This window comes from Mycobacterium angelicum (assembly GCF_002086155.1).
Lineage (GTDB): Bacteria > Actinomycetota > Actinomycetes > Mycobacteriales > Mycobacteriaceae > Mycobacterium > Mycobacterium angelicum.
The window spans coordinates 120,298-144,203 of the sequence record NZ_MVHE01000004.1; the positions used below are offsets into that span (position 1 = coordinate 120,298).

20 protein-coding genes are annotated in these 23,906 nt (G+C 66.6%); 14 read left to right on the plus strand and 6 right to left on the minus strand.

What is annotated here, in order from left to right; all coding sequences use genetic code 11:
* Positions 1 to 152: 152 nt before the first annotated feature.
* Positions 153 to 1,373, plus strand: a complete 1,221-nt coding sequence (locus BST12_RS04475) for a sensor histidine kinase (protein WP_083111796.1) — start codon at positions 153 to 155, stop codon at positions 1,371 to 1,373.
* Positions 1,374 to 1,456: 83 nt separating this feature from the next.
* Here BST12_RS04475 and BST12_RS04480 read toward each other — a convergent pair whose 3' ends face one another.
* Positions 1,457 to 3,076 (minus strand): FAD-dependent oxidoreductase, encoded by a 1,620-nt coding sequence (locus BST12_RS04480; protein WP_083111797.1) that lies wholly within the window; start codon positions 3,074 to 3,076, stop codon positions 1,457 to 1,459.
* Positions 3,077 to 3,090: 14 nt separating this feature from the next.
* On the minus strand, positions 3,091 to 3,768 hold the full coding sequence (locus BST12_RS04485; RefSeq protein WP_083111798.1) for an IclR family transcriptional regulator: 678 nt from the start codon (positions 3,766 to 3,768) through the stop codon (positions 3,091 to 3,093).
* Positions 3,769 to 3,848: 80 nt separating this feature from the next.
* On the opposite strand from BST12_RS04485, the gene BST12_RS04490 reads away from it, so the two are divergent.
* From BST12_RS04490 to BST12_RS04525, 8 genes are read left to right on the plus strand one after another with little or no spacing between them, the layout of a single operon-like run.
* A complete protein-coding gene (locus BST12_RS04490) occupies positions 3,849 to 4,712 on the plus strand; it encodes an alpha/beta fold hydrolase (protein ID WP_083111799.1) in 864 nt (287 codons plus the stop codon).
* Positions 4,712 to 6,397, plus strand: coding sequence for a bifunctional 3-(3-hydroxy-phenyl)propionate/3-hydroxycinnamic acid hydroxylase (locus tag BST12_RS04495; protein ID WP_083111800.1), 1,686 nt, complete (start codon positions 4,712 to 4,714; stop codon positions 6,395 to 6,397). The genes BST12_RS04490 and BST12_RS04495 overlap by 1 nt, the downstream gene beginning before the upstream one ends.
* Complete coding sequence (locus BST12_RS04500) at positions 6,345 to 7,265, plus strand: 3-carboxyethylcatechol 2,3-dioxygenase (protein ID WP_245850057.1); 921 nt, start codon at positions 6,345 to 6,347, stop codon at positions 7,263 to 7,265. Before BST12_RS04495 ends, BST12_RS04500 begins: the two co-directional genes overlap by 53 nt.
* Positions 7,262 to 8,992, plus strand: coding sequence for an FAD-binding protein (locus BST12_RS04505; RefSeq protein WP_083111801.1), 1,731 nt, complete (start codon positions 7,262 to 7,264; stop codon positions 8,990 to 8,992). The genes BST12_RS04500 and BST12_RS04505 overlap by 4 nt, the downstream gene beginning before the upstream one ends.
* A 4-nt stretch (positions 8,993 to 8,996) precedes the next feature.
* Positions 8,997 to 10,307, plus strand: a complete 1,311-nt coding sequence (locus BST12_RS04510) for an LLM class flavin-dependent oxidoreductase (RefSeq protein ID WP_083111802.1) — start codon at positions 8,997 to 8,999, stop codon at positions 10,305 to 10,307.
* A 20-nt stretch (positions 10,308 to 10,327) separates the two neighbouring features.
* Complete coding sequence (locus BST12_RS04515) at positions 10,328 to 11,155, plus strand: coniferyl-alcohol dehydrogenase (RefSeq protein WP_083111803.1); 828 nt, start codon at positions 10,328 to 10,330, stop codon at positions 11,153 to 11,155.
* Positions 11,143 to 12,132 (plus strand): cyclase family protein, encoded by a 990-nt coding sequence (locus tag BST12_RS04520; protein WP_083111804.1) that lies wholly within the window; start codon positions 11,143 to 11,145, stop codon positions 12,130 to 12,132. Before BST12_RS04515 ends, BST12_RS04520 begins: the two co-directional genes overlap by 13 nt.
* A complete protein-coding gene (locus tag BST12_RS04525; protein WP_083111922.1) occupies positions 12,132 to 12,959 on the plus strand; it encodes an alpha/beta fold hydrolase in 828 nt (275 codons plus the stop codon). The genes BST12_RS04520 and BST12_RS04525 overlap by 1 nt, the downstream gene beginning before the upstream one ends.
* Here the strand turns inward: BST12_RS04525 and BST12_RS04530 are convergent.
* Entirely contained in the window at positions 12,947 to 14,611 is a 1,665-nt protein-coding gene (locus BST12_RS04530; protein WP_083111805.1) for a multicopper oxidase family protein, read from the minus strand. The two genes, BST12_RS04525 and BST12_RS04530, sit on opposite strands and share 13 nt — an antisense overlap.
* Before the next feature lie 121 nt (positions 14,612 to 14,732).
* Here BST12_RS04530 and lpqS point away from each other — a divergent pair, with 121 nt between their 5' ends.
* The 4 genes from lpqS (at position 14,733) to BST12_RS04550 (ending at position 18,609) form a co-directional block, all read left to right on the plus strand.
* Positions 14,733 to 15,128 (plus strand): putative copper homeostasis (lipo)protein LpqS, encoded by a 396-nt coding sequence (gene lpqS / locus BST12_RS04535; protein ID WP_083111806.1) that lies wholly within the window; start codon positions 14,733 to 14,735, stop codon positions 15,126 to 15,128.
* 154 nt (positions 15,129 to 15,282) lie between these two features.
* Positions 15,283 to 16,404 (plus strand): PLP-dependent cysteine synthase family protein, encoded by a 1,122-nt coding sequence (locus BST12_RS04540; protein WP_139801493.1) that lies wholly within the window; start codon positions 15,283 to 15,285, stop codon positions 16,402 to 16,404.
* Positions 16,404 to 17,672: an MFS transporter gene (locus BST12_RS04545; protein WP_083111923.1), complete on the plus strand. Its 1,269-nt coding sequence runs from the start codon at positions 16,404 to 16,406 to the stop codon at positions 17,670 to 17,672. Before BST12_RS04540 ends, BST12_RS04545 begins: the two co-directional genes overlap by 1 nt.
* Before the next feature lie 55 nt (positions 17,673 to 17,727).
* Positions 17,728 to 18,609: a PPE family protein gene (locus BST12_RS04550; RefSeq protein ID WP_083111808.1), complete on the plus strand. Its 882-nt coding sequence runs from the start codon at positions 17,728 to 17,730 to the stop codon at positions 18,607 to 18,609.
* Positions 18,610 to 18,618: 9 nt separating this feature from the next.
* On the opposite strand, the gene BST12_RS04555 is transcribed toward BST12_RS04550, so the two are convergent.
* The 3 genes from BST12_RS04555 to BST12_RS04565 form a co-directional block, all read right to left on the minus strand.
* Positions 18,619 to 19,341 (minus strand): SDR family NAD(P)-dependent oxidoreductase, encoded by a 723-nt coding sequence (locus BST12_RS04555; RefSeq protein WP_083111809.1) that lies wholly within the window; start codon positions 19,339 to 19,341, stop codon positions 18,619 to 18,621.
* Between the two features lie 9 nt (positions 19,342 to 19,350).
* Complete coding sequence (locus BST12_RS04560) at positions 19,351 to 20,118, minus strand: SDR family oxidoreductase (RefSeq protein ID WP_083111810.1); 768 nt, start codon at positions 20,116 to 20,118, stop codon at positions 19,351 to 19,353.
* An 88-nt stretch (positions 20,119 to 20,206) separates the two neighbouring features.
* Positions 20,207 to 23,008, minus strand: a complete 2,802-nt coding sequence (locus tag BST12_RS04565) for a helix-turn-helix transcriptional regulator (protein WP_083111811.1) — start codon at positions 23,006 to 23,008, stop codon at positions 20,207 to 20,209.
* An 88-nt stretch (positions 23,009 to 23,096) separates the two neighbouring features.
* Here BST12_RS04565 and BST12_RS04570 point away from each other — a divergent pair, with 88 nt between their 5' ends.
* Positions 23,097 to 23,903: an SDR family NAD(P)-dependent oxidoreductase gene (locus tag BST12_RS04570; protein WP_083111812.1), complete on the plus strand. Its 807-nt coding sequence runs from the start codon at positions 23,097 to 23,099 to the stop codon at positions 23,901 to 23,903.
* Positions 23,904 to 23,906 lie beyond the last annotated feature (3 nt).

The window sequence follows — 23,906 nt, forward strand, 5'->3', positions numbered from 1 at the left end:
TTGCTCCGAAGGAACGCCACCGTTACCACTCTGGTGTCCGCACGCGACGGGGTCAAGCGACTCGCAACAGACTTCCGCACTGAGCCAACAGGAGATGGACTCGCCAACCGCAACCACGGAGTTTGGAGGATCGTGATGAGTACGGTGTCCCTGTGGTGTTGACCAGCGACGTAGAACTGGATCGGGTGCGGCGGGCGCACCAACTACGTTCCTACCGAATCGCTTCGGTGCTGCGGCTGGGCGTGGTGTTGCTCATGGTCGCCGCCATGCTGATCGGCACCCGCAGGTCCGAATGGGTCCAGCAGTCCGTGATGATCATTTTGTACTCGTTCGCTGCGCTGGGTGCTGTGATACTGGTGTTTTCCCCGCTGCGGCAATGGATACGCCTGGGCCCACTGGCCGGCATGAGCCGCTATGAGCCGTTTGCGTTCACCGCGATCGATGTGTTGGCGCTGACCGGATTTCAGTTGCTGTCTACCGACGGCATCTATCCGCTGCTGATCATGACGCTGCTGCCGGTCCTGGTGGGCCTTGACGTTTCGACGCGGCGCGCGGCAGTGGTGCTGGCATTCACGCTCGTCGGATTCGCGGTCGCGGTGATCGAGGATCCGGTGATGGTGCGTGCCATTGGGTGGCCGGAAGCCATTTTCCGGTTCCTGCTGTATGCATTCCTGTGCGGCACGGCCTTGGTGGTGGTGCGTATCGAGGAGCGTCATGCCCGCTCGATCGCCGGATTGAGTGCGCTGCGCGAGGAATTGCTTGCCCAGACGATGACGGCCTCGGAGGTGTTGCAGCGCCGGATTTCGGAGTCCATCCACGATGGCCCGCTGCAGGATGTGCTGGCCGCGCGCCAGGAACTCATCGAGCTCGACACCGCCTCGCCCGGCGATGAGCGGGTGGGACGGGCACTGGCCGGGCTGCAGAGCGCGTCGGAGCGATTGCGGCAGGCCACTTTTGAGTTGCATCCGGCAGTCCTCGAGCAGGTTGGGCTGGGTGCTGCCGTGCAACAGCTGGTCACGTTCACCGCCCAGCGCTCGGGCATCAAGATCACCAGCGACATCGACTACCCGGTACGCAATGCCATCGACCCCATCGTATTTGGCGTCGCTCGCGAATTGCTGTCCAACGTCGTGCACCACTCGCGGGCGAAGAACGCGTCGGTCACCCTCGGGCTGACCGACGGCAGATGCGTTTTGGATGTGGCCGACGACGGCGTGGGCATCACCGGTGAAACCATGGCGCGCCGCCTCGGGGAGGGCCACATCGGGCTGGCATCGCACCGGGCACGCGTCGACGCCGCCGGCGGGGCGTTCATCTTCCTCGATACGCCTACGGGCACACATGTCTGCGTGGAATTGCCGCTCAAGACCTGAGTGTGAATCCTGGGCGCTGTAGCTGGCGGTGTGCCGCCCAGCGCGCACACTGAAAGCCCTGAATTCACACCCGATTCCCGGGACTACTGCTGGTCGACGGACTTCCCGGTGGCCGCGGCGTATCCGGCGCGATAGCCGAAAACCATTGCCGGGCCGATGGTTCCGCCGGCACCGCCGTATGCCCGCCCGGTCACTCCCGCCATCGCATTGCCCGCGGCGAACAGTCCGGGTATGGGCTCGCCTTGGCCCTTGACGTGCAGCACCCGGCCGTCGCGGTCGGTGCGGGGTCCACCCTTGGTTCCCATCGCGCCCGCACACACCGGCACCGCATAGTAGGGGGCGCTGTCGATGGGGCCCAGGGTTTTTCCGGCGACGGTGCTCGCGCTGTCGTCGCCCCAATAGCCGTCGTAGGCGCTGGAGCCGCGGCCGAAGTCGGGATCGGAACCCGCGGCGACATTGCGATTCCAGCGCGCGACGGTTTCGGCCAGGCCGTCGGCGTCGATGCCGGTCTTTGCGCCCAATTCGGCCAGATCGGCAGATTCGCAGAACCATTGCGGAACCGCTTCCCCGCGAGCAACGCCCAGAAATCCATAGCGCTGCAAGTGGATTGAATCGAAGACTATCCAGCCGCGATCGTTGACGTAGCCGTTGCGGGGATCGAGGTAGTGGAACGCGCCGGCCATCGAGTTGTAATCGCAGGCCTCGTTGACGAATCGCCGCCCGGCCCGGTTGACGATGATGCTGCGCGGCCGGGTTCGTTCCAGCCGGACGCTGCGGCTGCGCTGTTTGCCGTCGATGGTGTCGTCGGGGATGCGCACGATCGGTACCCACCACGCTTCGCCCATGTTGGCCAGGTCGGCGCCCTGCGCCATCGCCATGCGCAGCCCGTCACCGGTGTTGTTCGGTGGTGAAACCGCGCCGTGCATGGGGCCGCGCAGAAAGGCTTGCACCAGAACGGGATCCCATTCGAAGCCGCCGGTGCCCAGTACGACGCCGCGCCGCGCGCGCACGGTGATGTCCCGCCCGTCGTGGGCGATCCGCACCCCGGTGACTTCGCCGGACTCCGCGATGAGTTCCTCGGCGCGCGCCTTGGTCGCCGGCGCCACGCCGGCGTCGAGCAGGCCCTCCAGCAGCCCGGCGATCAGTGCGGTGCCGGCCACGCACAATTCGCCCGAGCGCTCGATGTCGGCGTGCAGACGGGCCCTGGTCTCGGCGTCGAAACCGACATTGGACCAGTCGGCGGGGAACGACGTGATCCGCCCGGCCCAGTCGCCCAGCCGGTTGAGATCGAAGGGCGCCGCGCTCAGGGAGCGGCCTCCGGTAGGTTGTCCGCCGGGCAATTCGGGCTGGTAATCGGGGAAGCCTTCGGCGATGTCGAAGCGCAGGCCGCTGTGTGCCTCGACGAAGTCGAGCATTGCCGGACCGGTCCGAACGAACGTCTCCACCAGGGCGTCATCCATCGAACCCAACGACTGCGCGCGCAGATATTGCAGTGCGTCGGCGATGGTCAACTCCCGGTCGGGGCAGCGGCGATGGGCGGGGATCCACACGATTCCGCCCGACACCGCCGTGGTGCCGCCGACAGTTGCGGCCTTCTCGTACACCTGAACCGCGGCGCCGCAGTGCGCCGCCGTCAGCGCGGCGGTGAGGCCTGCGCCGCCGGTACCGAGCACCACCACGTCGCATTCCTCGTCCCACCTCATGCCCTGATATCCCTTCAGCTCAGCAGTGCGGACAGCTGCTGTGCGGCCTTGACGACGGCGTCCTTGCCGCGCATCACCACGTCTTCGCGGTGGGAGATGAGGTTGATGCAGGTCGGCGGGGACGTCGCGGGCCGGTGCACGGCGACCGCCAGACCGTAGGTGTTCGGTTCGATCTCGCCGTGGGTGGTAACCCAGCCGCGCTCCCGGGCCGAGGTGACCAGATCTCGTTCCCCCGGACGCGGGGGCATGCACGCCAGCAACGCGATGCCGGCGGCGCCGCGGTCCAGCGGATAGCGACTGCCCTCGTGGAAGGCGAGCTGGTAGGCGACCTGAGTCGGCACGATGACGGCAATCGCCACCTGCTCGTCGCCCTCGGCGATCAGCAACGACACCGTGGTGCCCAGCTCGTCGGCCAGGCCGCGCAGCGTCGGCAGACACAGTTGGCGCACGTTGTGGTCGAACGACGCGCCCAGCACCGCAAGCCCGGACGCCGGCCGGTAGCGTCCGTCCTCGCCCTTGGCGACCAGGCGGAACTGGGCCAGCGTCGACAGCAGTCGGTAGGCGATGGTCCGGTGCACGCCGACCTGATCGGCCACCTCCTGCATGGTGAGCCCGGCCGGGGAGGCGGCTACCAATTGCAGCGCGGTGAGGCCCCTGGCCAGGGTCTGCGATCCCGCCTGAGCCCCCGTCACAGGCTTGACAGACCCAGACGCGCGGGCGAAGCTCTATATATATCGCACATTAGCGTGCGATATTAGCACAGAATGGGACTGTGGTGGAGTTCGAGAGCGTTTGGAGTGATCTGCAGGGCGTTGGGTTCCAGCAGGGCTATCTGGACGCGGGCGGAATCCGGACTCGTTACCTGCGCGCGGGTGAACCCGGCAAACCGGTGTTGGTGTTGCTGCACGGGTCCGGCGGCCACGCCGAGGCGTATGTTCGCAACCTGGCAGCGCACGCCGAGCATTTCTGGACCTGGTCGATCGACATGCTGGGCCACGGCTATACGGATAAGCCGGGCCATCCGCTGGAAATCCACCACTACGTCGAACACCTGATGGCGGTAGTCCGCGCCATCGGGGTGGCGCGGATCAGCCTGTCCGGCGAATCGCTGGGAGGCTGGGTGGCCGCACGCGCCGCGGTGGACCACCCGGACGTGATCGACCGGCTCGTCCTGAACACCGCCGGCGGATCACAGGCCGACCCGGCGGTGATGCAGCGGATCATCACGTTGTCGATGGCGGCCGCCGAGGACCCCACTTGGGAGACCGTGCAGGCGCGGATCAAGTGGCTGATGGCCGACAAGTCGAAGAATTACGACGATCTGGTGGCCAGCCGGCAACGGATCTACCGTCAACCGGGATTCGTTGCGGCGATGCGCGACATCATGGCACTGCAGGACCCGCAGATCCGGGCCCGAAACCTGTTGGGGCCAGCGGAATACGGCGTCATCACCGCCCCCACCCTGGTGCTCTGGACCAGTCATGACCCCACCGCTGACGTGCCCGAGGGCCGCCGCATCGCGTCGATGATCCCGGGTGCGCGCTTCGAGGTGATGACGGGCTGCGGTCACTGGCCGCAGTATGAGGACGCCAAGACCTTCAACCGCCTGCACCTCGATTTCCTGCTGGGTCGTTGATGGCCGCGGTCGATGTGCTGGTGGTAGGCGCGGGCCCGGTCGGGTTGACCCTGGCCAATATCCTTGGCCGGCAAGGTGTTCGGACGCTGGTCGTCGACGAACGCGCCACGCTCATCGACTACCCGCGCGGTGTGGGGCTGGACGACGAGGCATTGCGTACCTTTCAGTCGATCGGTCTGGTCGAGCGCATCCTGCCGCACACCGTGCCCAACCAGATTCTGCGGTTCGTCGACGCCAAACGCCGTGTGCTGGCCGAAATGGCCCCGCCCGACGCGCGTTTCGGCTGGCCGAAGCGCAATGGCTTCGTGCAGCCGCTCGTCGATGCCGAATTGCTGGCCGGTTTGGACAGATTCGAGCATGTCGAAGTGTGGTGGAGTCGCCCGATGACGTCGTGCCAGCAAGACGGTGACGCGGTGACCGTCGAACTCGGCGGTGACGGCGAGGCCGCTACGGTAGGCGCCCGCTACGTCGTCGGCTGCGATGGCGGTCGCAGCGCGACGCGCCGGATGATGGGGGTGTCGTTCGACGGGACGACGTCCTCGACCCGGTGGCTGGTCGTCGACATCGCCAACGATCCGCTCGGTCACCCCAACAGCGAGGTCGGTGCCGACCCGGAACGTCCCTATGCGTCGATCTCGATCGCGCACGGAATTCGCCGGTTCGAGTTCATGATTCACGCCGACGAGACCGACGAGCAGGCGCAGGATCCGGCCTTCCTGACGCGCATGCTGGCGCGGCTGGTGCCGCATCCGGACCGGGTCGACGTGATCCGGCGCCGCGTCTACACCCATCACTCGCGGATCGCCGGCGCGTTCCGCAGCGGGCGGCTGCTGCTGGCCGGCGACGCCGCGCATCTGATGCCGGTGTGGCAGGGGCAGGGCTACAACAGCGGTATCCGGGACGCCGCGAACCTGGGCTGGAAGCTGGCGGCCGTAGTGACTGGCCGGGCCGGTGACGCGCTGCTGGACACCTACGATGTGGAGCGCCGCAAGCATGCCCGGGCGATGATCGACCTGTCCACCATGGTGGGCCGGGTGATCTCGCCCACCAACCGCCGGGTGACCACGGCCCGGGATCTGCTGGTGCGCTCTGCTTCAATTGTCCCGTCGCTCAAGCGCTATGTGCTCGAGATGCGGTTCAAGCCGATGCCACGTTACGAGCGCGGCGCGGTGGTGCACACCGACCCCGGCGACCCGTCCTCGCCCGTCGGCACGTTGTTCATCCAGCCCCGCGTCGATACCCGCACCCAGCAGGACGTGCTGCTCGACGACGTGCTCGGCGATTGGTTCGCGGTGTTGTGCTGGAACAACAACCCGCGCAAGATCCTCGGCGAGGACGCTTTCGGTGGCTGGAAGTCGTTGGGCGCCAGGCTGGTAACCGTCCGCCCGCTGGTCGGAATGCAGTGGACCGGGCAGGACGATCCGGACGTCCTCATAGTGGGCGATCGCACGGGTGAGCTCAAGGCGTGGTTCGACGCCCACCAGGAATCGGTGTTGTTCCTGCGCCCGGATCGCTGCATCGCCGGCGCTTGTATCGCCCAGCTCGCTGCGGAGCTGAGCGCATCGCTGGTCGATGCGCTCACACTTACTCCCGGAGGAGGTGAATCCGACCGTGCCACTGGCTCTTTGCTGTATGTCACACAGCCCGCTGCTGAATCTACCGGGGCCGCCGCAGGATCTGCTTGACGACGTCGATGCCGCTATAGGCCAGGCGCGCGAGTTCGTCAGCGACTACGACCCCGAGCTGGTCGTCGTCTTCGCGCCGGATCACTACAACGGGTTCTTCTACAAGGTGATGCCACCGTACTGTATCGGGTTGCGCGCCAACGGAGTTGGTGACTACGGCACGCACGCAGGTCCGCTCGACGTCCCCGGGGAGCTCGCCGCGGAATGCGCGAAGGCCGTGCTCGCGGCGGGTGTCGACGTCGCGGTGTCGGCGGGCATGGATGTCGATCACGGCACCGTGCAGCCGCTGCAGAAGCTGTTCGGTTCGGCCACGGCCGTCCCGGTGATCCCGATCTTCATCAACGCGATCGGCGTTCCGTTGGGACCGCTGCATCGCTGCCGGGCGCTAGGCACCGCGGCCGGCGAGTTCCTGGCAACACTGGACAAGCGGGTGCTGCTACTCGGGTCGGGGGGACTATCGCACAGTCCTCCGGTGCCCACGCTGGACACCGCCGGTCCGGCGGTGATCGACCGGATCGTCCATGGCCAACCGATGACCTCCGAGCAGCGCCAAGCTCGCCAGACCGCGGTGATCGATGCGGCCCGCAACTTCGCCGGAGGCGACAGCGACCTGCAACCGCTCAACCCGGCCTGGGATCAGCACTTCCTGGAGGTCGTCGACGGCGGACACCTCGCCGATCTGGACCACTGGTCCAACTCGTTCGTCGTCCATGAGGGCGGCACCTCCGCGCATGAAATCAGAACATGGGTGGCGGCTTTCGCGGCTCTGGCCACGGCGGGCCGTTATCAGACCGCGGTGCGTTACTACAAGCAGGCCCCGGACCTGATCGCCGGGTTCGCGATCAGAACGGCGGCGCCGGTCGCATGAGTGCTGAACTTGTCGGCGACTTCGATCACCTGGTGGACGTGCTGGTGGTCGGCTCCGGCGGTGGCGGCATGACAGCCGCACTGACCGCTGCGGCAGCCGGACTCGACGTGCTGGTGGTGGAAAAGTCCGGTCAGTTCGGCGGCTCCACCGCCCTGTCGGGCGGCGGCATCTGGGTGCCGGGCGCGCCTGCCCAGCGCAGAGCGGGCTATGTCCCCGACCCCGAGGACGTGGTTGGTTACCTGAGCCGGATCACCGACGGCCTGGTCAGTGAACGGCGCATCCGGCAATACGTCGAGTCGGCGCCGCAGATGCTGGAGTTTCTGGAAAATCTCAGCCCCTGGCTGGAATTCGTGTGGAAGCCGGGCTACGCCGACTACTATCCCGAACTGCCGGGCGGTTCCGAGCTGGGCAGCACCATCAACGTGCCGCCCATTGATCTGCGCAAGCTGGGTGACGACGAGGACAAACTGCTCAAGCCGCTGGCGCTGGCGCCTAATGGAATATGGTTGGGCCCCAGGGAATTACGGTCCTTCTACCGGATCCGCCAGTCGTGGGCGGGGAAAGGCGTGCTGGTTAAGCTGGTTTCGCGCATGGTGCGGGCCAGGCTTTTCGGGGAGCGCGTCGCGGCGATCGGGCAGTCGCTGGCGGCGCGGCTGCGGCTGGCAATGAAGGACCGCGAAATTCCGCTGTGGCTGAATTCGCCGCTGGCGGAGTTGCTTACCGACGCCGATGGATCGGTGACCGGCGCCTTGCTGGATCGCAACGGCACTACGCAGCGCATCGGGGCACAGCGCGGGGTGATCCTGGCCTCCGGCGGTTTCGACCATGATCTGGCGTGGCGCAAAGAGCACCAACCACTCGTCGACCAAGACTGGAGCTTCGGGAACCCCGCGTCGATGGGCGACGGCATCCGGGCGGGCCAGCGCGTCGGCGCCGCCGCCGACCTGCTGGACGAGGCGTGGTGGTTTCCTGCCATCCAATGGCCGGACGGCCGAATGCAATTCATGCTCAACGAAAGGATGATGCCGGCCCAGTTCATCGTCAACGGCGACGGCAAGCGCTTCATCAACGAGGCCGCGCCGTACATGGATTTCGGCCACGCCATGATCGAGGGCCAAAAGTCCGGGGTCACCCACATCCCGTGCTGGCTGGTGACCGATCACCGCTCCTTCAACCGCTACGTGGTCGGCGGCCACCTGCCGATCCCGAAGATCCCGGGCGCGCCAGTACCCACCGGCCGCAAGGTACCGGCGGCCTGGCTGGACTCCGGTGTGGTCAAGGCCGCGTCCAGCTGGGACGAACTTGCCAGCAAGATCGGCGTACCGGCTGACGAATTCCTAACGACCGCAAGGCGTTTCAACGAGCTGGCGCGCAAGGGCCACGACGACGACTTCAACCGCGGCGACAGCAGCTACGACAACTACTACGGCGACCCGACCCTACCCAACCCCAACCTGTATCCGCTGGGCGATCCGCCGTATTACGCGTTCCGCATCGTGCTCGGCGATCTGGGCACCTCCGGCGGCCTGCGCACCGACGAATACGCCCGGGTGTTGCGGCCCGACGACACCGTGGTGCGCGGGCTCTATGCGGTGGGGAATACCAGCGCGCCGGTGATGGGCCGCAGCTATGCCGGTGCCGGCGCCACCATCGGGCCGGCCATGACATTCGGCTTTGTCGCAGCCAAACACGCTGCGACGCAGACCTTTAATGCTCATAGGAGGTAACTGGATGAGGATTTCACTGTTCTACGAGTTCGCGTTGCCGCGGCCCTGGGCCCCCGACGACGAGTGCCAGATGCTGCAGGATTGCCTGGACGAAGTAGAAGCCGCCGACAAGGCGGGCTTTTCCACGGTTTGGCTTACCGAGCACCACTTCCTTGAGGAGTATTGTCACTCCACCGCGCCGGAGATGTTCTTGGCCGCGGCCAGCCAGCGCACCAAGTACATCCGGCTGGGCTTCGGCATCATGCACCTTCCGCCGGCGGTCAACCATCCCGCCCGGGTGGCCGAGCGGATCGCCACCCTCGACCTGATATCCAACGGGCGCGTCGAATTCGGCACCGGGGAATCCTCGTCCGTCGGCGAACTCGGCGGATTCAACATCGACCCGGCCGACAAGCGCGCGCAATGGGAGGAAGCCCTCGAGGTCGCGATCCGCTGCATGATCGAGGAGCCGTTCACCGGATTCAAGGGTGAGCACATCCAGATGCCCGCCCGCAATGTCGTTCCCAAGCCGCTGCAGAAGCCGCACCCGCCGGTGTGGGTCGCCTGCACGCGACCGGCCAGCGTGCAGATGGCCGCCCAAAAGGCCATCGGCGCACTGAGTTTCGCCTATACCGGCCCCGGGCCGCTAGCCGAGCGGGTCAATGGCTACTACAAGGAGTTCGAGGAGAACGGCGTCCCCGTCACCCCGGCGATCAACCCGAACATCCTGGCCATCGGTGGTGACCTGTCGATGATGGTCGCCAAAACCGACGAGCAGGCGCTGCAGCGTCTCGGGCAGGGCGGCGGCTTCTTCTCGTTCGGAATCATGCATTACTACATGACAGGTGTGCACACCCCTGGGCGCACCGGAGTGTGGGACCGGTATCTGGAAGAGGTGGAAAAGGATCCGACGCTGGCCTACGGACCCGGCCGCGGCGCGATCGGTTCACCGGCCACCGTGCGCGAGTTCCTGCGGGGCTACGAAGAGAGCGGCGTCGACGAGATCATTCTGCTGCTCAACCCGCGCAGTCATGAAGGCACCATGGAGTCCATCGAGTTGATGGGCAAAGAGGTGTTGCCCGAATTCATCGAGCGTGAGGCGAAGGCGGTAGCCGACAAGGCCGCACGCCTGGCCCCAGTCATCGAAAAAATCGAAGCTCGCCGGCCGGAGTCCAGACCTTTTGAAATCCCGCCATTCGACGAAAACTACTCCTTCGGTGGCCTGCCGACCGGGCGCGGCGGTAAGTTCACCGCCAGCGAGATCCCCGAGGCCATGGCCGAGATCAACGAGGGCCGCGTGCAGGCGGCGCAGCGTCTCAAGGAGCAGGGCAAGTGATACGGAAACACGGCTGACCGTTGGACGAACTGTGGCGCTACGACGGCCGCCGTGCCGTGGTGACCGGATGTGCCTCTGGCATCGGCGCGCAGGTGGTACAGCAGCTCACCGAACTGGGCGCACACGTCGTCGGACTGGACAAACGCCGGCCCCCCTTCGCGCTCAACGACTTTCACGAAGTTGACCTGGCCGACCCGGCGTCGATCGACCAGGCCGTCGCGTCCATCGGTGGGCCAATCGATGCCCTGTTCAATGTCGCCGGTGTCTCATCGGGCATCGGCGACCCGCCGCTGATTGTCACCACCAACTTCCTGGGACTGCGCCACATCACTGAGGCGCTGATCCCGCAGATGGCCGCCGGCTCGGCGATCGTGAGCGTCTCGTCGCTCGCGGCATCGGGGTATCGCGATCACCTGCGACAGGTCGCTCCGCTGCTGAACACCGCCACGATGCAGGACGGCATTCAGTGGTGTGCCGCCAACCCCGACGCGCTGGGCAGCGGCTACCAATTGTCCAAGGAAGCAGTCATTCTCTACACCATGCGCAGTGTCACAGCTCTCGGCGCGCGCGGCATCCGGATCAACTGCACCGGTCCCGGCGTCACCGAAACGCCGATCCTCGACCAGTTGCGCACCGCATACGGACCTGAATTCCTCGACGACATCGCCAAGCCGCTGGGCCGGGTTTCGGATCCCGCCGAGCAGGCCGCCGTGCTGCTGTTTCTGAATAGTCCTGCGGCCGGTTATATTTCGGGTCAAGTCGTGTGGGTCGACGGCGGGAATGTCGGCGCGACGATAGCCCGCGACCTCCCGGAAGAACAGGAAGGAGTGGATCCGTGGCCAGCATGACCGACTTTCGCAAGGCCGCTCGCGATGTCAGCAACTGGGGCCGGTGGGGGGAGGACGACGAGCTGGGCACCCTCAACTTCATCACTGCCGAGAAGGTCCGCCAGGCCGCCGCGCTGGTCCGCCACGGCAAGGTGTTCCCGCTTGGGGTGGAGTTCGGCTCCTCAGGACCGCAGGGCGCCTTCGGGTTTCGGCACAACCCCATCCATGTGATGACCATCGACGGCGGGGACGCCGAAACACTGGCCCGCTACGGGCCGGGCTGGACTCAGAATCCGACCGCCGACCAGATGGGCAACTACCTGGTGGACAATCCGTTCCGCTTCAACGACGACATGATCATCATGCCGTTGCAGGCGGCCACCCAGTGGGACGCGTTTTCACACGTCTACTACGAGGACCAGCTCTACAACGGCTTCCCGGCCGGTTCGGTGACCAGCCTGGGTGCCTTTCACTGCGGCATCGACAAGGTGGACAGCAAGGGCATCACGTCGCGCGGGGTGCTGCTGGACCTGGTGCGCCACCGTGGCGCGGAGGTGTTCCTCGAACACGGAAACCCGATAACTCCCGAAGAACTCGACGACGTGGTTCGTGCGCAGGGAATGTCCTTGGAGCGCGGCGATATCGTGTTGGTCCGAACCGGTTGGTGGGCGAGGTTTCTCATGACGGGCAACAAGACCGAACCCTATGCCGGTCTGGATTGGCGATGCGCCCAGTGGCTGCACGATCACGAGATCGCCGCCATCGCCGCCGACAACCTGCAGGTCGAAGATCCGGTCTCGGGAATCGACGGCCTCTTCTTGCCTTTCCACTTGTTGTGCCTGCGCGACATGGGGCTGATGCTCGGCGAGTACTGGGACCTCACCGCGCTGGCCGCCGACTGTGCCGCCGACGGCGTGTACGAATTCCAGCTCATTGCGCCGCCTTTGCGGGTCGTCGGCGGCGTTGGCTCTCCGGTGAATCCGATCGCAATCAAGTGATCGGAGTGCAGCGCAGCACCGTCGAGGTCGACGGCCTGCAGACCAGCTACCTGGAAGCCGGCGACGGCGATCCGGTGGTCTTGCTGCACGGCGGCGAGTTCGGGGCCAGTGCCGAATTGGGCTGGGAACGCAACATCGCCGCGCTCGCAACGCAATACCGGGTGGTGGCGCCCGATCAACTCGGATTCGGGCAGAGCGCGAAGGTTATCGACTTCGTCAATAGCAGGGCGATGCGGATTCGCCATGTGGCCCGGTTATGCGGGCTTCTTGGCATCGACCGAGCGCACTTCGTCGGCAACTCGATGGGCGCGATCAATTTGCTCACCGACGCGACCTCGGAGGCACCGCTGTTGCCGATCCGCAGCATGGCGATCATCTGCGGCGGGGGAGAGATCCAGCAGAATCAGCACTTTGCGGCGTTGCAGGAGTACGACGCGAGCCGGCCGGCCATGCGGCGCATCGTCGAGGCGCTGTTCCATGACGCCGGCTATCCGGCCGACGAGGACTATGTGCGGCGGCGCTACGAGTCGAGTATTGCGCCCGGAGCGTGGGAAGCGGTGGCGGCGGCGCGTTTTCGCCGGCCCAATGCGGCGCCGGCGAGCATTGCGTCGAGTACGCGGCCCTATGCGCGAATTGCTGTTCCGGCGTTGATCATCGAGGGCGGCAATGACAAGTTGCTGCCCGACGGCTGGGCCGCGGAAATCGCCGCTCAGATACCCGGCGGGCGTTCGGTCGTGGTCGACGGCGCCGGGCATTGCCCGCAGATCGAGCGGTCCGGCGCCGTCAACGAGCTACTGCTGGACTTCTTCCGCCGTCACAGTGTGTAGTCGAGCCGGGTCATCATGCCGGCGTCCTGGTGATACGTGTTGTGGCAGTGCATAACCCACGTGCCGGGGTTGTCAGCCAACAGGACGACCTGGACCTTCTGCTTGGGTAGCACGATGACGGTGTCCTTGCGGGGGCCGAGTGTCCCGTCGGACTTGATCACCTGATAGGTGTGGCCGTGCAAATGAATTGGGTGCCACATCATCGTGGTGTTGTCGAACGTCAGGGTGGGACGCTGGCCCTCTCGTATGTGTAATGGTTTGGTGCTGCTGTAGGGCTCGCCGTTGATAGTCCAGTCGTACTTCGCCATGGTTCCGCCCAGTACGACCGGCAGGTCGAGGTTGGGTTCGGGCCGGCCCAGATTGACAGATGTTGCGGCGATGAAGGTTTCGACGGTACCCACCCGTTTGTTGAGTTCATTCGGGCGGAACTGCGGATCGGGCGCGCTGCCGGATCCGGTCGAAAGCAGCGCCCGGGCAACGGCGTTCTTGCCCTCGGCGGCCGCCACCAATGGAAAGACGCCGTCGCCGGCGGTCACGACGACGTCATAGCGCTCGGCCATGCCGATCAGTAGTGCGTCGACAGGGGTAGGGATGACCGGGTAACCGTCGGTGTGGGTGACCGTCATCGTGTGCCCGGCCAGCGCGACTCGAAACGCCGTGTCGGACCCGCTGTTGATGAAGCGGATGCGGATGCGCTGCCCGGGCTTGGCGTTAAATGTGGTGGGGGCGGCCGGAATCCGGCCGTTGACCAGATAGTACGGATACGCGATGTCGCCGGCGTCACCGCCGAGTAGGTCACTGGTGCCGACACCGCCCGGCATCCCGGGCATCCCCGGCATGCCTGTCGTTGAGGTCGGCGAGGCCGAAGTCGAAGTCGAAGTCGAAGTCGAGGTCGCTGAGGTTGAAGTCGAGGTAGGCGAGGCCGAGGTTGAAGTCGAGGTTGGGGTCGAGGTCGAGGTGGAAGTCGTGCTCGTCGGCGGCATGCTTTCGGTGGTCGGCTTGTTCGGCGAGGTCAGCTCGTCGTACCACTGCTGCGGACTCTTGCCGACTCCATCGGTCCAATCGTCAAGGATGACAATCCATTCGGCGTCGTAATGGCCCTGCTCCGTCGGATCGTCGACGATCACCGGGAGATAGAGTCCCATGTCGGCATCCAGCCCGGTGTGCGGATGAGCCCAGTACGTGCCCGCGTCCGGCACGGAGAATCGGTAGGTGAAGTCTTGACCGGCCCCGATGTTGGGAGTTGCCGGCTCGGCGCCGTCCATGTCGTTGCGCAACGCAATGCCGTGCCAATGCACCGACGTTGGATGGTCGAGCCGATTGCTCACCGACACGACCAGCTCATCGCCGACGGTCGCGCGGATCAGGGGTCCCGGGATCGCGTCGCCGTAGGCCAGCGTGTGGACGATCGGCCCACCCAGATCGACCACTGCCTGCTGCGGGGTCAAATGGGCGGTCACCGTGCGGCCACTGTGCGGCCGGGCCTCTTCGGCGGCGTCGATCGCAGCGGCCATTCGTGCGGCCGGTGACGGGGTCTTGTTTCGACTGCACGCCGCCAGCGCGAAGCCGCCGGCGATACCTGCGCCGATAAAGCCGCGCCTGCTGAGCTGTACTCCGCCGAAGGGGTTACCACTCGTTGGCAGTACCGGCATTAACCGCTCCTCGTTGTAAGTTGATTCGGCCCTGCGCTTTGTACCCTGCTAGGACATCGGGCATCGCGCAAGCGCAAGTCCACCTTTACAGGGTACCCCTCGGGGGTATACAGTGGCCGCCATGGCAAGCCGCCGGGTCTGGACACGAGCCGCGATCGTCGCGGTCGCGCTGGCCTGGGTGGTCGCCGTGATAGCCGCGCAGTGCTGGCTTCCGCAGATCCATCGACACGCGACGCACTCCGCTCACCCCCTGGTGACATCGGTGGGCAAGGAGTTCGCGGTCAACACCAACCATGCGCACCTGACGGACAACCCATCTTGCCCCAAGCAGTTTGCGACCGTGGTATTGCCGCGCCCGGCAGCCGAAACCAAGGCGGCCGCCGCCGTCGTGACTGCTACGGCTATCGCTGTGTTCGCCTTCCTGATCGCGCCGGCCGGGCGAGGCCCGCCCGCGGTGCTGTCGTCCATTCTTACCGGCCGAGACTTGTTGACTCTGTTCTGCCTGGCACGTCGCTGACCGGTCAGCGCCAAGCCCTGGTGGCCATTCACCACCGCTGGTGACCGCTGACCGACATCAACCTGCCGCGCATTCCCGCGCGCCCCGATGCAGAAGCGACGACAACATGAACAACCCACGCATCCTCATCCCCAACCGTTCCCACGTCACCTCGGTGCGGCCGCGTCCGGCCCGTGACCGGATCCGCGTCATCCCCGAGGGCTATCACCTCACCCCCGGACGCAATCGGCAACCGGGCACTATGGTCGGCAACACCCCGGTGCTCTGGGTCTCCGGCGAGTCAGGCCCGGTCGGCACCGCCGACAGTGGATTCTGGGCCAAGCTCGAAGGATTCAACCCCGGCGGGATGAAAGACCGTCCCGCGCTGCACATGGTGGACCGGGCCCGCGCCCGCGGCGACCTGCTCCCCGGCAGCGCCATCATCGAATCGACCAGCGGCACTTTGGGATTGGGCCTCGCGCTGGCCGGCAACGTGTACGGGCATCCGGTCACCCTGGTCACCGATCCGGGCCTGGAACCGATCATCGCGCGCATGCTGACCGCCTACGGCGCCCGTGTCGACATGGTCACCGAACCGCACCCGGTCGGCGGCTGGCAACAGGCCCGCAAGGACCGGGTGGCTGCGCTGATGGCTGCCGACCCCACCGCCTGGAACCCCAACCAATACGCCAATCCGGACAACGTCGACGCCTACCGGGGCCTGGCGCTGGAACTGGTAGAGCAGCTCGGGCGCATCGACGTCTTGGTGTGCTCGGTGGGCACCGGCGGTCATTCGGCCGGCGTGGCACGGGTGCTGCGGGAGTTCAACCCGCGCCTGCGGCTGATCGGCGTGGACACCATCGGGTCGACCATCTTCGGCCAACCCGCGACAAGCAGGCTGATGCGCGGCCTGGGCTCGAGCATCTATCCCGACAACGTGGACTACGGCGCGTTCAACGAGGTGCACTGGGTCGCACCTGCCGAGGCCGTCTGGGCGGCCCGGAACATGGCGGCCACCCACTACGCCAGCGGCGGATGGAGCGTCGGAGCCGTCGCTCTGGTTGCCGGATGGGCCGCCCGGACCTCCACGTCCGACACGACCATCGCCGCGATCTTCCCCGACGGCCCGCAGCGCTACTTCGACACCATCTACAACGACGACTACTGCAATGACCACGAATTGCTCGCCGGACCGCCGCCCGGCGAACCCGACGAGATCGCCTCTCCCTCAGCCGCGGTGGTTACCCGGTGGACTCGGACGACCACGGTGGTCAACCCGGCCAAGGCGGTGGCGTGATGGGCGTGGTTGCCGAGTTCCGCAGCTTCAACCGGGCCAGCCAGGTGCTGATGATCAACCAGTTCGGCATCAACATCGGCTTCTACATGCTGATGCCCTATCTGGCCGACTATTTGGCCGGCCCACTGGGCTTGGCTGCGTGGGCGGTGGGTCTGGTGCTGGGCGTACGCAATTTCGCCCAGCAGGGCATGTTCTTCGCCGGAGGCACCCTGGCCGATCGGTTCGGCTACAAGCCGTTGATCGTGGCGGGCTGCCTGATCCGCACCGGCGGATTTGCCCTGCTGGCCGTCGCACACTCCTTGCCCAGTCTGCTGATTGCCTCGGCGGCAACGGGTTTCGCGGGCGCCCTGTTCAACCCGGCCGTGCGCGCTTACGTTGCGGCCGACGCCGGGGAGCGCAAGGTCGAGGCGTTCGCGATGTTCAACATCTTCTACCAGTCCGGCATCCTGCTCGGGCCGCTGGTGGGACTGGCGTTGTTGGCGTTCGATTTTCGGATGACCGTGCTGGGCGCGGCGGCGGTGTTCGCGGTGCTGACGGTCGCGCAGCTGGTGGCGCTGCCGCAGCACACGGCCGAGTTGGGCAGCGAGAAGACCTCGATACTTCAGGATTGGCGAACGGTGGTGCGTAACCGGCCGTTCCTGTGGTTCGCGGCCGTCATGACCGGCGCATATGTGTTGTCGTTCCAGATATATCTCGCGCTGCCCATGCAGGCGTCCGTGTTGGTTCCAGGTCACCAATCCCTATTGGTGGCAGCGATGTTCGCGATATCGGGGTTGGTCGCCATCGCCGGGCAGCTGCGCCTCACCCGGTGGTTGGCCGCGCGGTTGGGAACCGGGCGAAGCCTGGCTGCCGGGGCGATGATCCTGGCGGCCGCCTTCGTGCCACTGTTGATAGTCCCGGACGGCCAGCGGTTCGGCACGTGGGCCGGGGTGGTGGCGTTGTTGCTGTCGGCGAGCTTGCTCGCCATCGCCTCTGCGGCGTTGTTCCCCTTCGAAATGCGCACGGTGGTCGCACTCGCCGGTGACCGGCTGGTGGGGACGCATTACGGGTTCTACAGCACCATCGTCGGGGTGGGAATCCTGGTCGGCAACCTCGCGGTGGGATCGCTGATGTCGGCGGCACACCGCCTGAACGCCGACGAACTCGTCTGGGGCGGTCTGGTGCTGGTGGGCTTGGCCACCGTTGCCGGGTTGCATCGGTTGGTCAACGGCTCGGTAACGATTTCGGCCGACTCTCGCCGCAATAGCCCGGCAGCCTGCACCGCATAGTTATGAAGAGCGCCAACGCGATTGAATTCGGGCAGCCACTCGGAGGTAAGACCAAATGGATTTCGGGGAATTGCCACCGGAGGTCAATTCCGCCCGGATGTACTCGGGCGCCGGCTCGGAGCCCATGGTGGTCGCTGCCGCGGCTTGGGATAAGTTGGCCGATGATCTGTATGCCACTGCGGCTCTTTACAATTCGACGCTCACGGCGCTGACCGACGACGGGTGGCAGGGTCCGGCTTCCGACGCGATGGTCGCCGCGGTCGCTCCCTACCTCGGCTGGCTGACCGGGACCGCAGCCCAGGCGCAGGCCATCGCCGGGCAGGCCAGGGCCGCCGCGAGCGCGTTCGAGAATGCGTGCGTCGCCACCGTGCCGCCGCCGGTTATCGACGAAAACCGTGCTCGCCTGGCATCTTTGATCAAAGGCAATGTGATCAGCCAAGATACGCCGGCCATCACCGCCCTCGAAGCCGACTACGGCGAGATGTGGGCGCAGGACGCGTCCGCGATGTATCGCTACGCGGGGGCCTCGGCATCCGCGGCGACGCTGGACCCGTTGCGGCCGCCGATGTCATGCGCAAACATTCCCGGGCCGACGGGACTGGACGCAGACGCGGACACACCAGACGCCCTGGCCCAAGCGATGTCCGGCATTCCCCAGGCGCTGCGAAGTCTCGGCAACCCCGTGCAGTCGGCGTCGTCGAGCGCGGCGATGACGAGCCTGCTTCGATTGCGGCCCTTCGTCTCGGCGATAGGGCCGTTCGCGGCGGCGATAAGTTCCCCGGCGAGCATGACGCCGTCGGGGACCTCGGCCGCGATGGCCGGCTCGCCCAAGCCCACGGTGCAGGCGGCGTGGGGCGCCAGTGTGGTGGTCGGCCGGTTGGTGGTGCCGCCCAGTTGGGGTGGTGCCGCGTTCGGCTCGCTGAGATCGATTGCCTAGTAACGATTCTCAGACGGCAGCGCCGCCACCGTCGACGTGCAGGGTCGACCCGGTGATGAAACTGGCGCGCGGCGAGCTGAGGAAAAGCACGGCCTCGGCGATCTCGGCGGCGTAGGCGGTGCGGCCCAGCGGGAGCGCCTTGCCGAGTTCTTCGTTGGTGTCGCCCCATTCGGCGGCGACGCCCGGCGTGCGAGTCGGGCCCGGCGCGACACTGTTCACCCGCACGCCACTCGACCCGAATTCGGCGGCCCAGGTGCGGGTCAGCGACTCCAAAGCGGCTTTGGAGGCGCTGTACCCGGATGCACCTGGAATCCCCTTGAACGCGGCCATGGTGGTGATGTTGACGATGCTGCCGCGCCGCCGCCGAACCATCCCCGGGACCAGGCCGGCGACCAGAAAGTAAGCGCCGCGCACGTTGGTGTCGAACATCGCCTCGAAGACGCCCATGTCCTGGTCAATGGTCAGCGCTGCGGGAAAGCTGGCGGCGTTGTTGACGATGATGTCGGCCTCACCGCACTGCTGCACAAGCGAATTCACCGATTCCGCATCGGCCATGTCGGCCTGGACGAACCGGGCCTTGCCGCCGATGGCATCGGCGGCTTCCTGGCCGCGGGCCTGGTTTCGGCCCGTGATGATGACCGTGGCTCCTTCGCTTGCCAGCAGACGCGCCGACTCCAGTCCGATGCCCGCCGTTGCGCCGGTGACCACCGCGGTGTGGTCGAGCAACTCCATGGCGCATTCCTAACGCGCAGCGCCGGATAGGTGTGCGGCGGCCCAGTCGCCGAAGCGGGTCTCGAAGATCGTGACGTCTTCACCTTCGACGGGAACGATGCTGCGCTCGTCGAGCACGGCGCCGTAGTAACGGGCCGTCGGGTCGGTCACCACCTGGCGCGAGTCGCCCGTGGCGCTGAACCGGTTGCGGATGAAGTCGTCCATTCCGAGTTTTTCCGGGCCGGCGATATTGATCACGCCGTTGACCGGTCGTCCGATCGCCGCGCGGGTGACGCCGGTAGCCACGTCCGCGGCGGCAATGGGCTGGAATGCACCGTGCGGCGCACGAACCGTGTCGCCTTCGGTCAGCGAATCGGCGATGCCGTCGACGAACTCGAAGAACTGGGTCGCGCGCACGATCGAATACTGCGCCCCGGATTCGGCGATCAGCTTTTCCTGGGCGACCTTGGCCCGCATGTAGCCACTTTCGGACGCGCGGTCGGCGCCGACGATCGAGAGCGCGACATGGTGTCGCACCCCGGCGGCCCGTTCGGCTTCCAGCAGGTTGCGCGTCGAGGTGGTGAAGAAGTTCAGCACGTCGTCGTCGGCCCAGGAGGGTGAGTTGGACACATCCACGACCGTGTCGACTCCGGCGACGGCGTCGGCAACACCTTCCCCGGTCACGGTGTTGACCCCCGAGCTCGGCGACGCCGGGACGGCCTCGTGTCCCAGTTCTGTGAGCATGGCGACAACCTGCGATCCGATGAGCCCACTGCCGCCGATGACTAATACCTTCATGACCTAGCCTTCCCCAAGGTTGCGCGATGAACTGGCCTTTCCAGCATCGCCCACGGGGCCGGTCGTGCGAACCCTTGAAAGTCCGTAGTCAGTCCGTAGTCGCCACGCCACGCAATTGCCGGCGCGACTTGATGCCCAGCTTCGCGAACACCTTCCTCAGGTGCCACTCCACGGTGTGGGTGCTGATGAACAACTGCGCCCCGATCTCGGGGTTGGTCAGTCCTTCGCCGGCCAGCTTGGCGATCTGCGCCTCCTGGGCCGTGAGCTCGCCGGCCGACACCACCGAGCGCTTGGTCACCTTCTGGCCGGTGACCAGCAGCTCGCGCCGGGCGCGCTCGGCGAAGGCTTCGGCACCCATGCGCGTGAACATCTCATGGGCGGTGTGCAACTGTTCACGGGCGTCGACGCGGCGATTGCAGCGGCGCAGCCATTCTCCGTAGAGCAGGCGGGCGCGGGCGAGGTGCACGGCGATCCGGGTCCGCCCGAGCTTGTCGATGGCCTCGCGGTAATCGCGTTCGGCCACCTGGTCGTGGGCCAGCAGGGCTCGGGAACGCGCCAAAACCCCTGCTGCCCAATCGGTTTCGCTGCTCAACGCCCGCTCTTCGAGCTGGCCGAGCGCATCGCGCGCCGCCTGCGGATCACCGCTTCGAACGCCGGCTTCGATCAGCTCGACGAGGCTCCAGCCGAACAGGCCCAAATCCTCGTCTTCACATGCCTGCCGGGCAGCACTGAAGGCGTCGTCGTAGCGGCCCAGGCCGTTGTACAACACGGCCTTGGCGTAACCCGTCAACCCGATTATTCGGCCCTCACCGCGGGCGACTCCGTCGGCAAACGCGGTCTGGATCAGGCTCACGGCGTCCGTCTCGACCCCGCGCAACGCCGCCAACAGCACCGAGTGGTATTTCAGCGGCGCGTAACCGGTTGCGGCCGTGATGGCGTTGGCCTCCTCGATCAATGCCGAAGCCGCGGCGAATTCGCCCGCCTGCGCGTGCACCCCCGCGCGGTAAACCAAGGCGAGCGGGAGCACGGCCAGTGCGCCCGCATCGCGGGCCAGCCGCACCGCGTGGGTGGCGAGTCGATGCCAGACGTCGTCGTCCCACAGTTCATGGGCCGCGGACTCCTGCACGATGGGAAAGGCCTGCCAGAACCAGCCCATGATGTCGCCGGCGCTCTGCTCGGCCTGCGCGTGGATGAGGCTTAGCGCCTCGCGCAGCGCCGACATACTGGCCGCGTGGCCGTCGGTAACGCGCAGTGTGATGCCGTCCAGCAGCAAATCGACCGGCCGGGCGGGTTTTGGCCCTGGCGGTGCCGAGCGGGCGGCCGTCGCCGTCATGGTAATACCGCCGTGCGGGCACAACCGGCCACCGAACAACGCGGCCCCGACGGCAGCCAGATACGTCTCCCGCGATTGCGCATCATCAAGTGCCTCAAGCTTTTTGGCGGCATCGAGCAGTCCGGCGGCGGAGTCGGAGACGGTCGGCGCGTCCGCTTCACCGCTGCGGCTGCGGGCGAAGGCGATCTGCGCGCGCAATTGCGCGACCGTGGCCCGCTGTAGCTCGTCGAGCGTCGCTGATTCTGCAATCGTCAACAGGTCGTCGGCGGCATCGAAGGCCGCCGCGTCGCGCTTGGCCTGGGCGGCGGCCAGTGCCCGAGCGCCGCGGCGAACGGGGTCCGCGGTCAGCTGGGTCGCGCGCTCCAGGAAGGCGGCCGCCGCGGCCACCCCGCCGCGGGCTTGCGCGCGTTCGGCGGAGTGCTCGAGTTGGCGGGCCACCGACTCGTCGGGCGCCGCGGCCGCGATGGCGAGGTGCCAGGCACGCCGGTCGGGATCGGACTCGGAATCGGTGGCCTCGGCCAGCGCGCGATGGGCACGCCGGCGTTGCATCAGGTCCGCGGCGCGGTATGCCGCCGAACGCACCAGGGGATGGCGGAACCGAACCCGGGTCCCGACGTCGATGAGTCCCGCGGCTTCGGCGCCCGACGCGGCATCGGGTGGGATTCCGAGGTTTTCGGCGGCACGCATCAGCAGCGCGGCATCACCGACCGGTTCCGCGGCGGCGGTAAGCAACAGCTGCTGGGTGTGGCTGGGCAGCGTTTGGATCCGGCGCAGGAACGTCTGCTCGATCTGCCCGGCCAGCGGTCGCGCATCCGGTGGCCCGAAACCTCCGGCCAACTCCTCGACGGTCAGGCCTTTCGGCAGTTCCAGCAGGGCCAACGGATTTCCCCGCGTCTCGGCGACGATGCGGTCGCGCACCTGGTTGTCCAGCCGGCCCAGGACGACCGAGTCCAGCAAGGCGCGCGCGTCGCCGGCGGCCAGGCCGGCGACGGTCAGCTCCGACAAGCCGGCGAGCTCGTCGGCCCGCCCGTTCTGGCAGCCGTCGCGCACCGCGAAGATCATGGCGACGGGCTCGGCGATCAGGCGGCGCGCGACGAACGCGAGTGTTTGAGCCGAGACGTGGTCGATCCACTGCGCGTCGTCGACGACAAAGATCAGCGGCCGGCGTTCGGCCGCGGCGCCGATCAACGTCAGGACCGCCAGCCCGACCAGAAATCGATCCGCCGGCGACCCGCCTTTGCGGCCGAACGCGACGTCCAGCGCGTCGCGCTGCGGAGGAGGCAGCGCATCACTGCAGTCCAGCAGTGGCGCGCAGAGTTGTTGCAACGCGGCAAACGCGAGCTCCATTTCGGACTCGACACCCGCAACCCGGGCCTTTTGAAAGCCCGATGCGTTCTCGAAAACGAAGTCAAGGAGCGCGGTCTTGCCGATGCCGGCCTCGCCGCGCAGCACGAGCACCTGGCTTTGACCGGAGCGGGCCAGCGACGTCAACCGTTGCAGGGCCGCGCATTCCGCGCGCCGGCCCCGTAAGGACAATGCTCGGTCTGTGTCGGTCACGATTGTGTTTTGACCTTACCCATTCCATCGTCGGCCGGCTTAAATCAACTGCTTGACTTAATGAGGCCATCGCCGATTAACTCGTCATGTGGTCGATGAAATGGCCGGCAAGGTTGCCGTCGTCACCGGCGGGGCCTCCGGGATCGGACGTGGCATCGTGGAGCGCTTCGTTGCCGAGGGCGCCCAGGTGATGATCGCCGACGTCGCGCAAGACCTCGGTGCCGGGCTGGCCACTGCGCTGGGACCCGACGCGATGTTCCGGCGCACCGATGTCTCCGACCCCGAACAGGTCGGCGCGCTGGTCGAAGCTGCCGTCGCGCAGTTCGGTGGCTTGCATGTCATGGTGAACAACGCCGGGATCTCGGGAACCATGCACAACCGATTTCTCGACGACGACCTGGCCGACTTCCACCGCATCATGGCGGTCAACGTGCTCGGCGTGATGGCGGGCACCCGGGATGCCGCCCGGCACATGGCTGCCAATGGCGGGGGATCGATCATCAACGTGAGCTCGATCGGCGGCATCCAGGCCGGCGGTGGTGTGATGACCTACCGAGCGTCGAAAGCGGCCGTCATCCAGTTCACCAAATGCGCGGCAATTGAGTTGGCGTACTACGAGATTCGGGTGAACGCCATCGCACCGGGCAATATCCCCACTCCGCTGCTGTCGAAGTCGGCGGCGAACCTTGATCCCGAGGACCTAGAGCGCTTCGAGGCCAGGATTCGTCAGACGATGCGCGACGACCGGCCCCTCAAGCGCGAGGGCACCCCCGACGACATCGCCGAGGCGGCGTTGTATTTCGCCAACGACCGGTCGCGTTACGTCACCGGGACCGTGCTGCCGGTGGACGGCGGCACGGTCGCGGGCAAGGTGATTCGGTCCCGCAAGCAGTAGGGC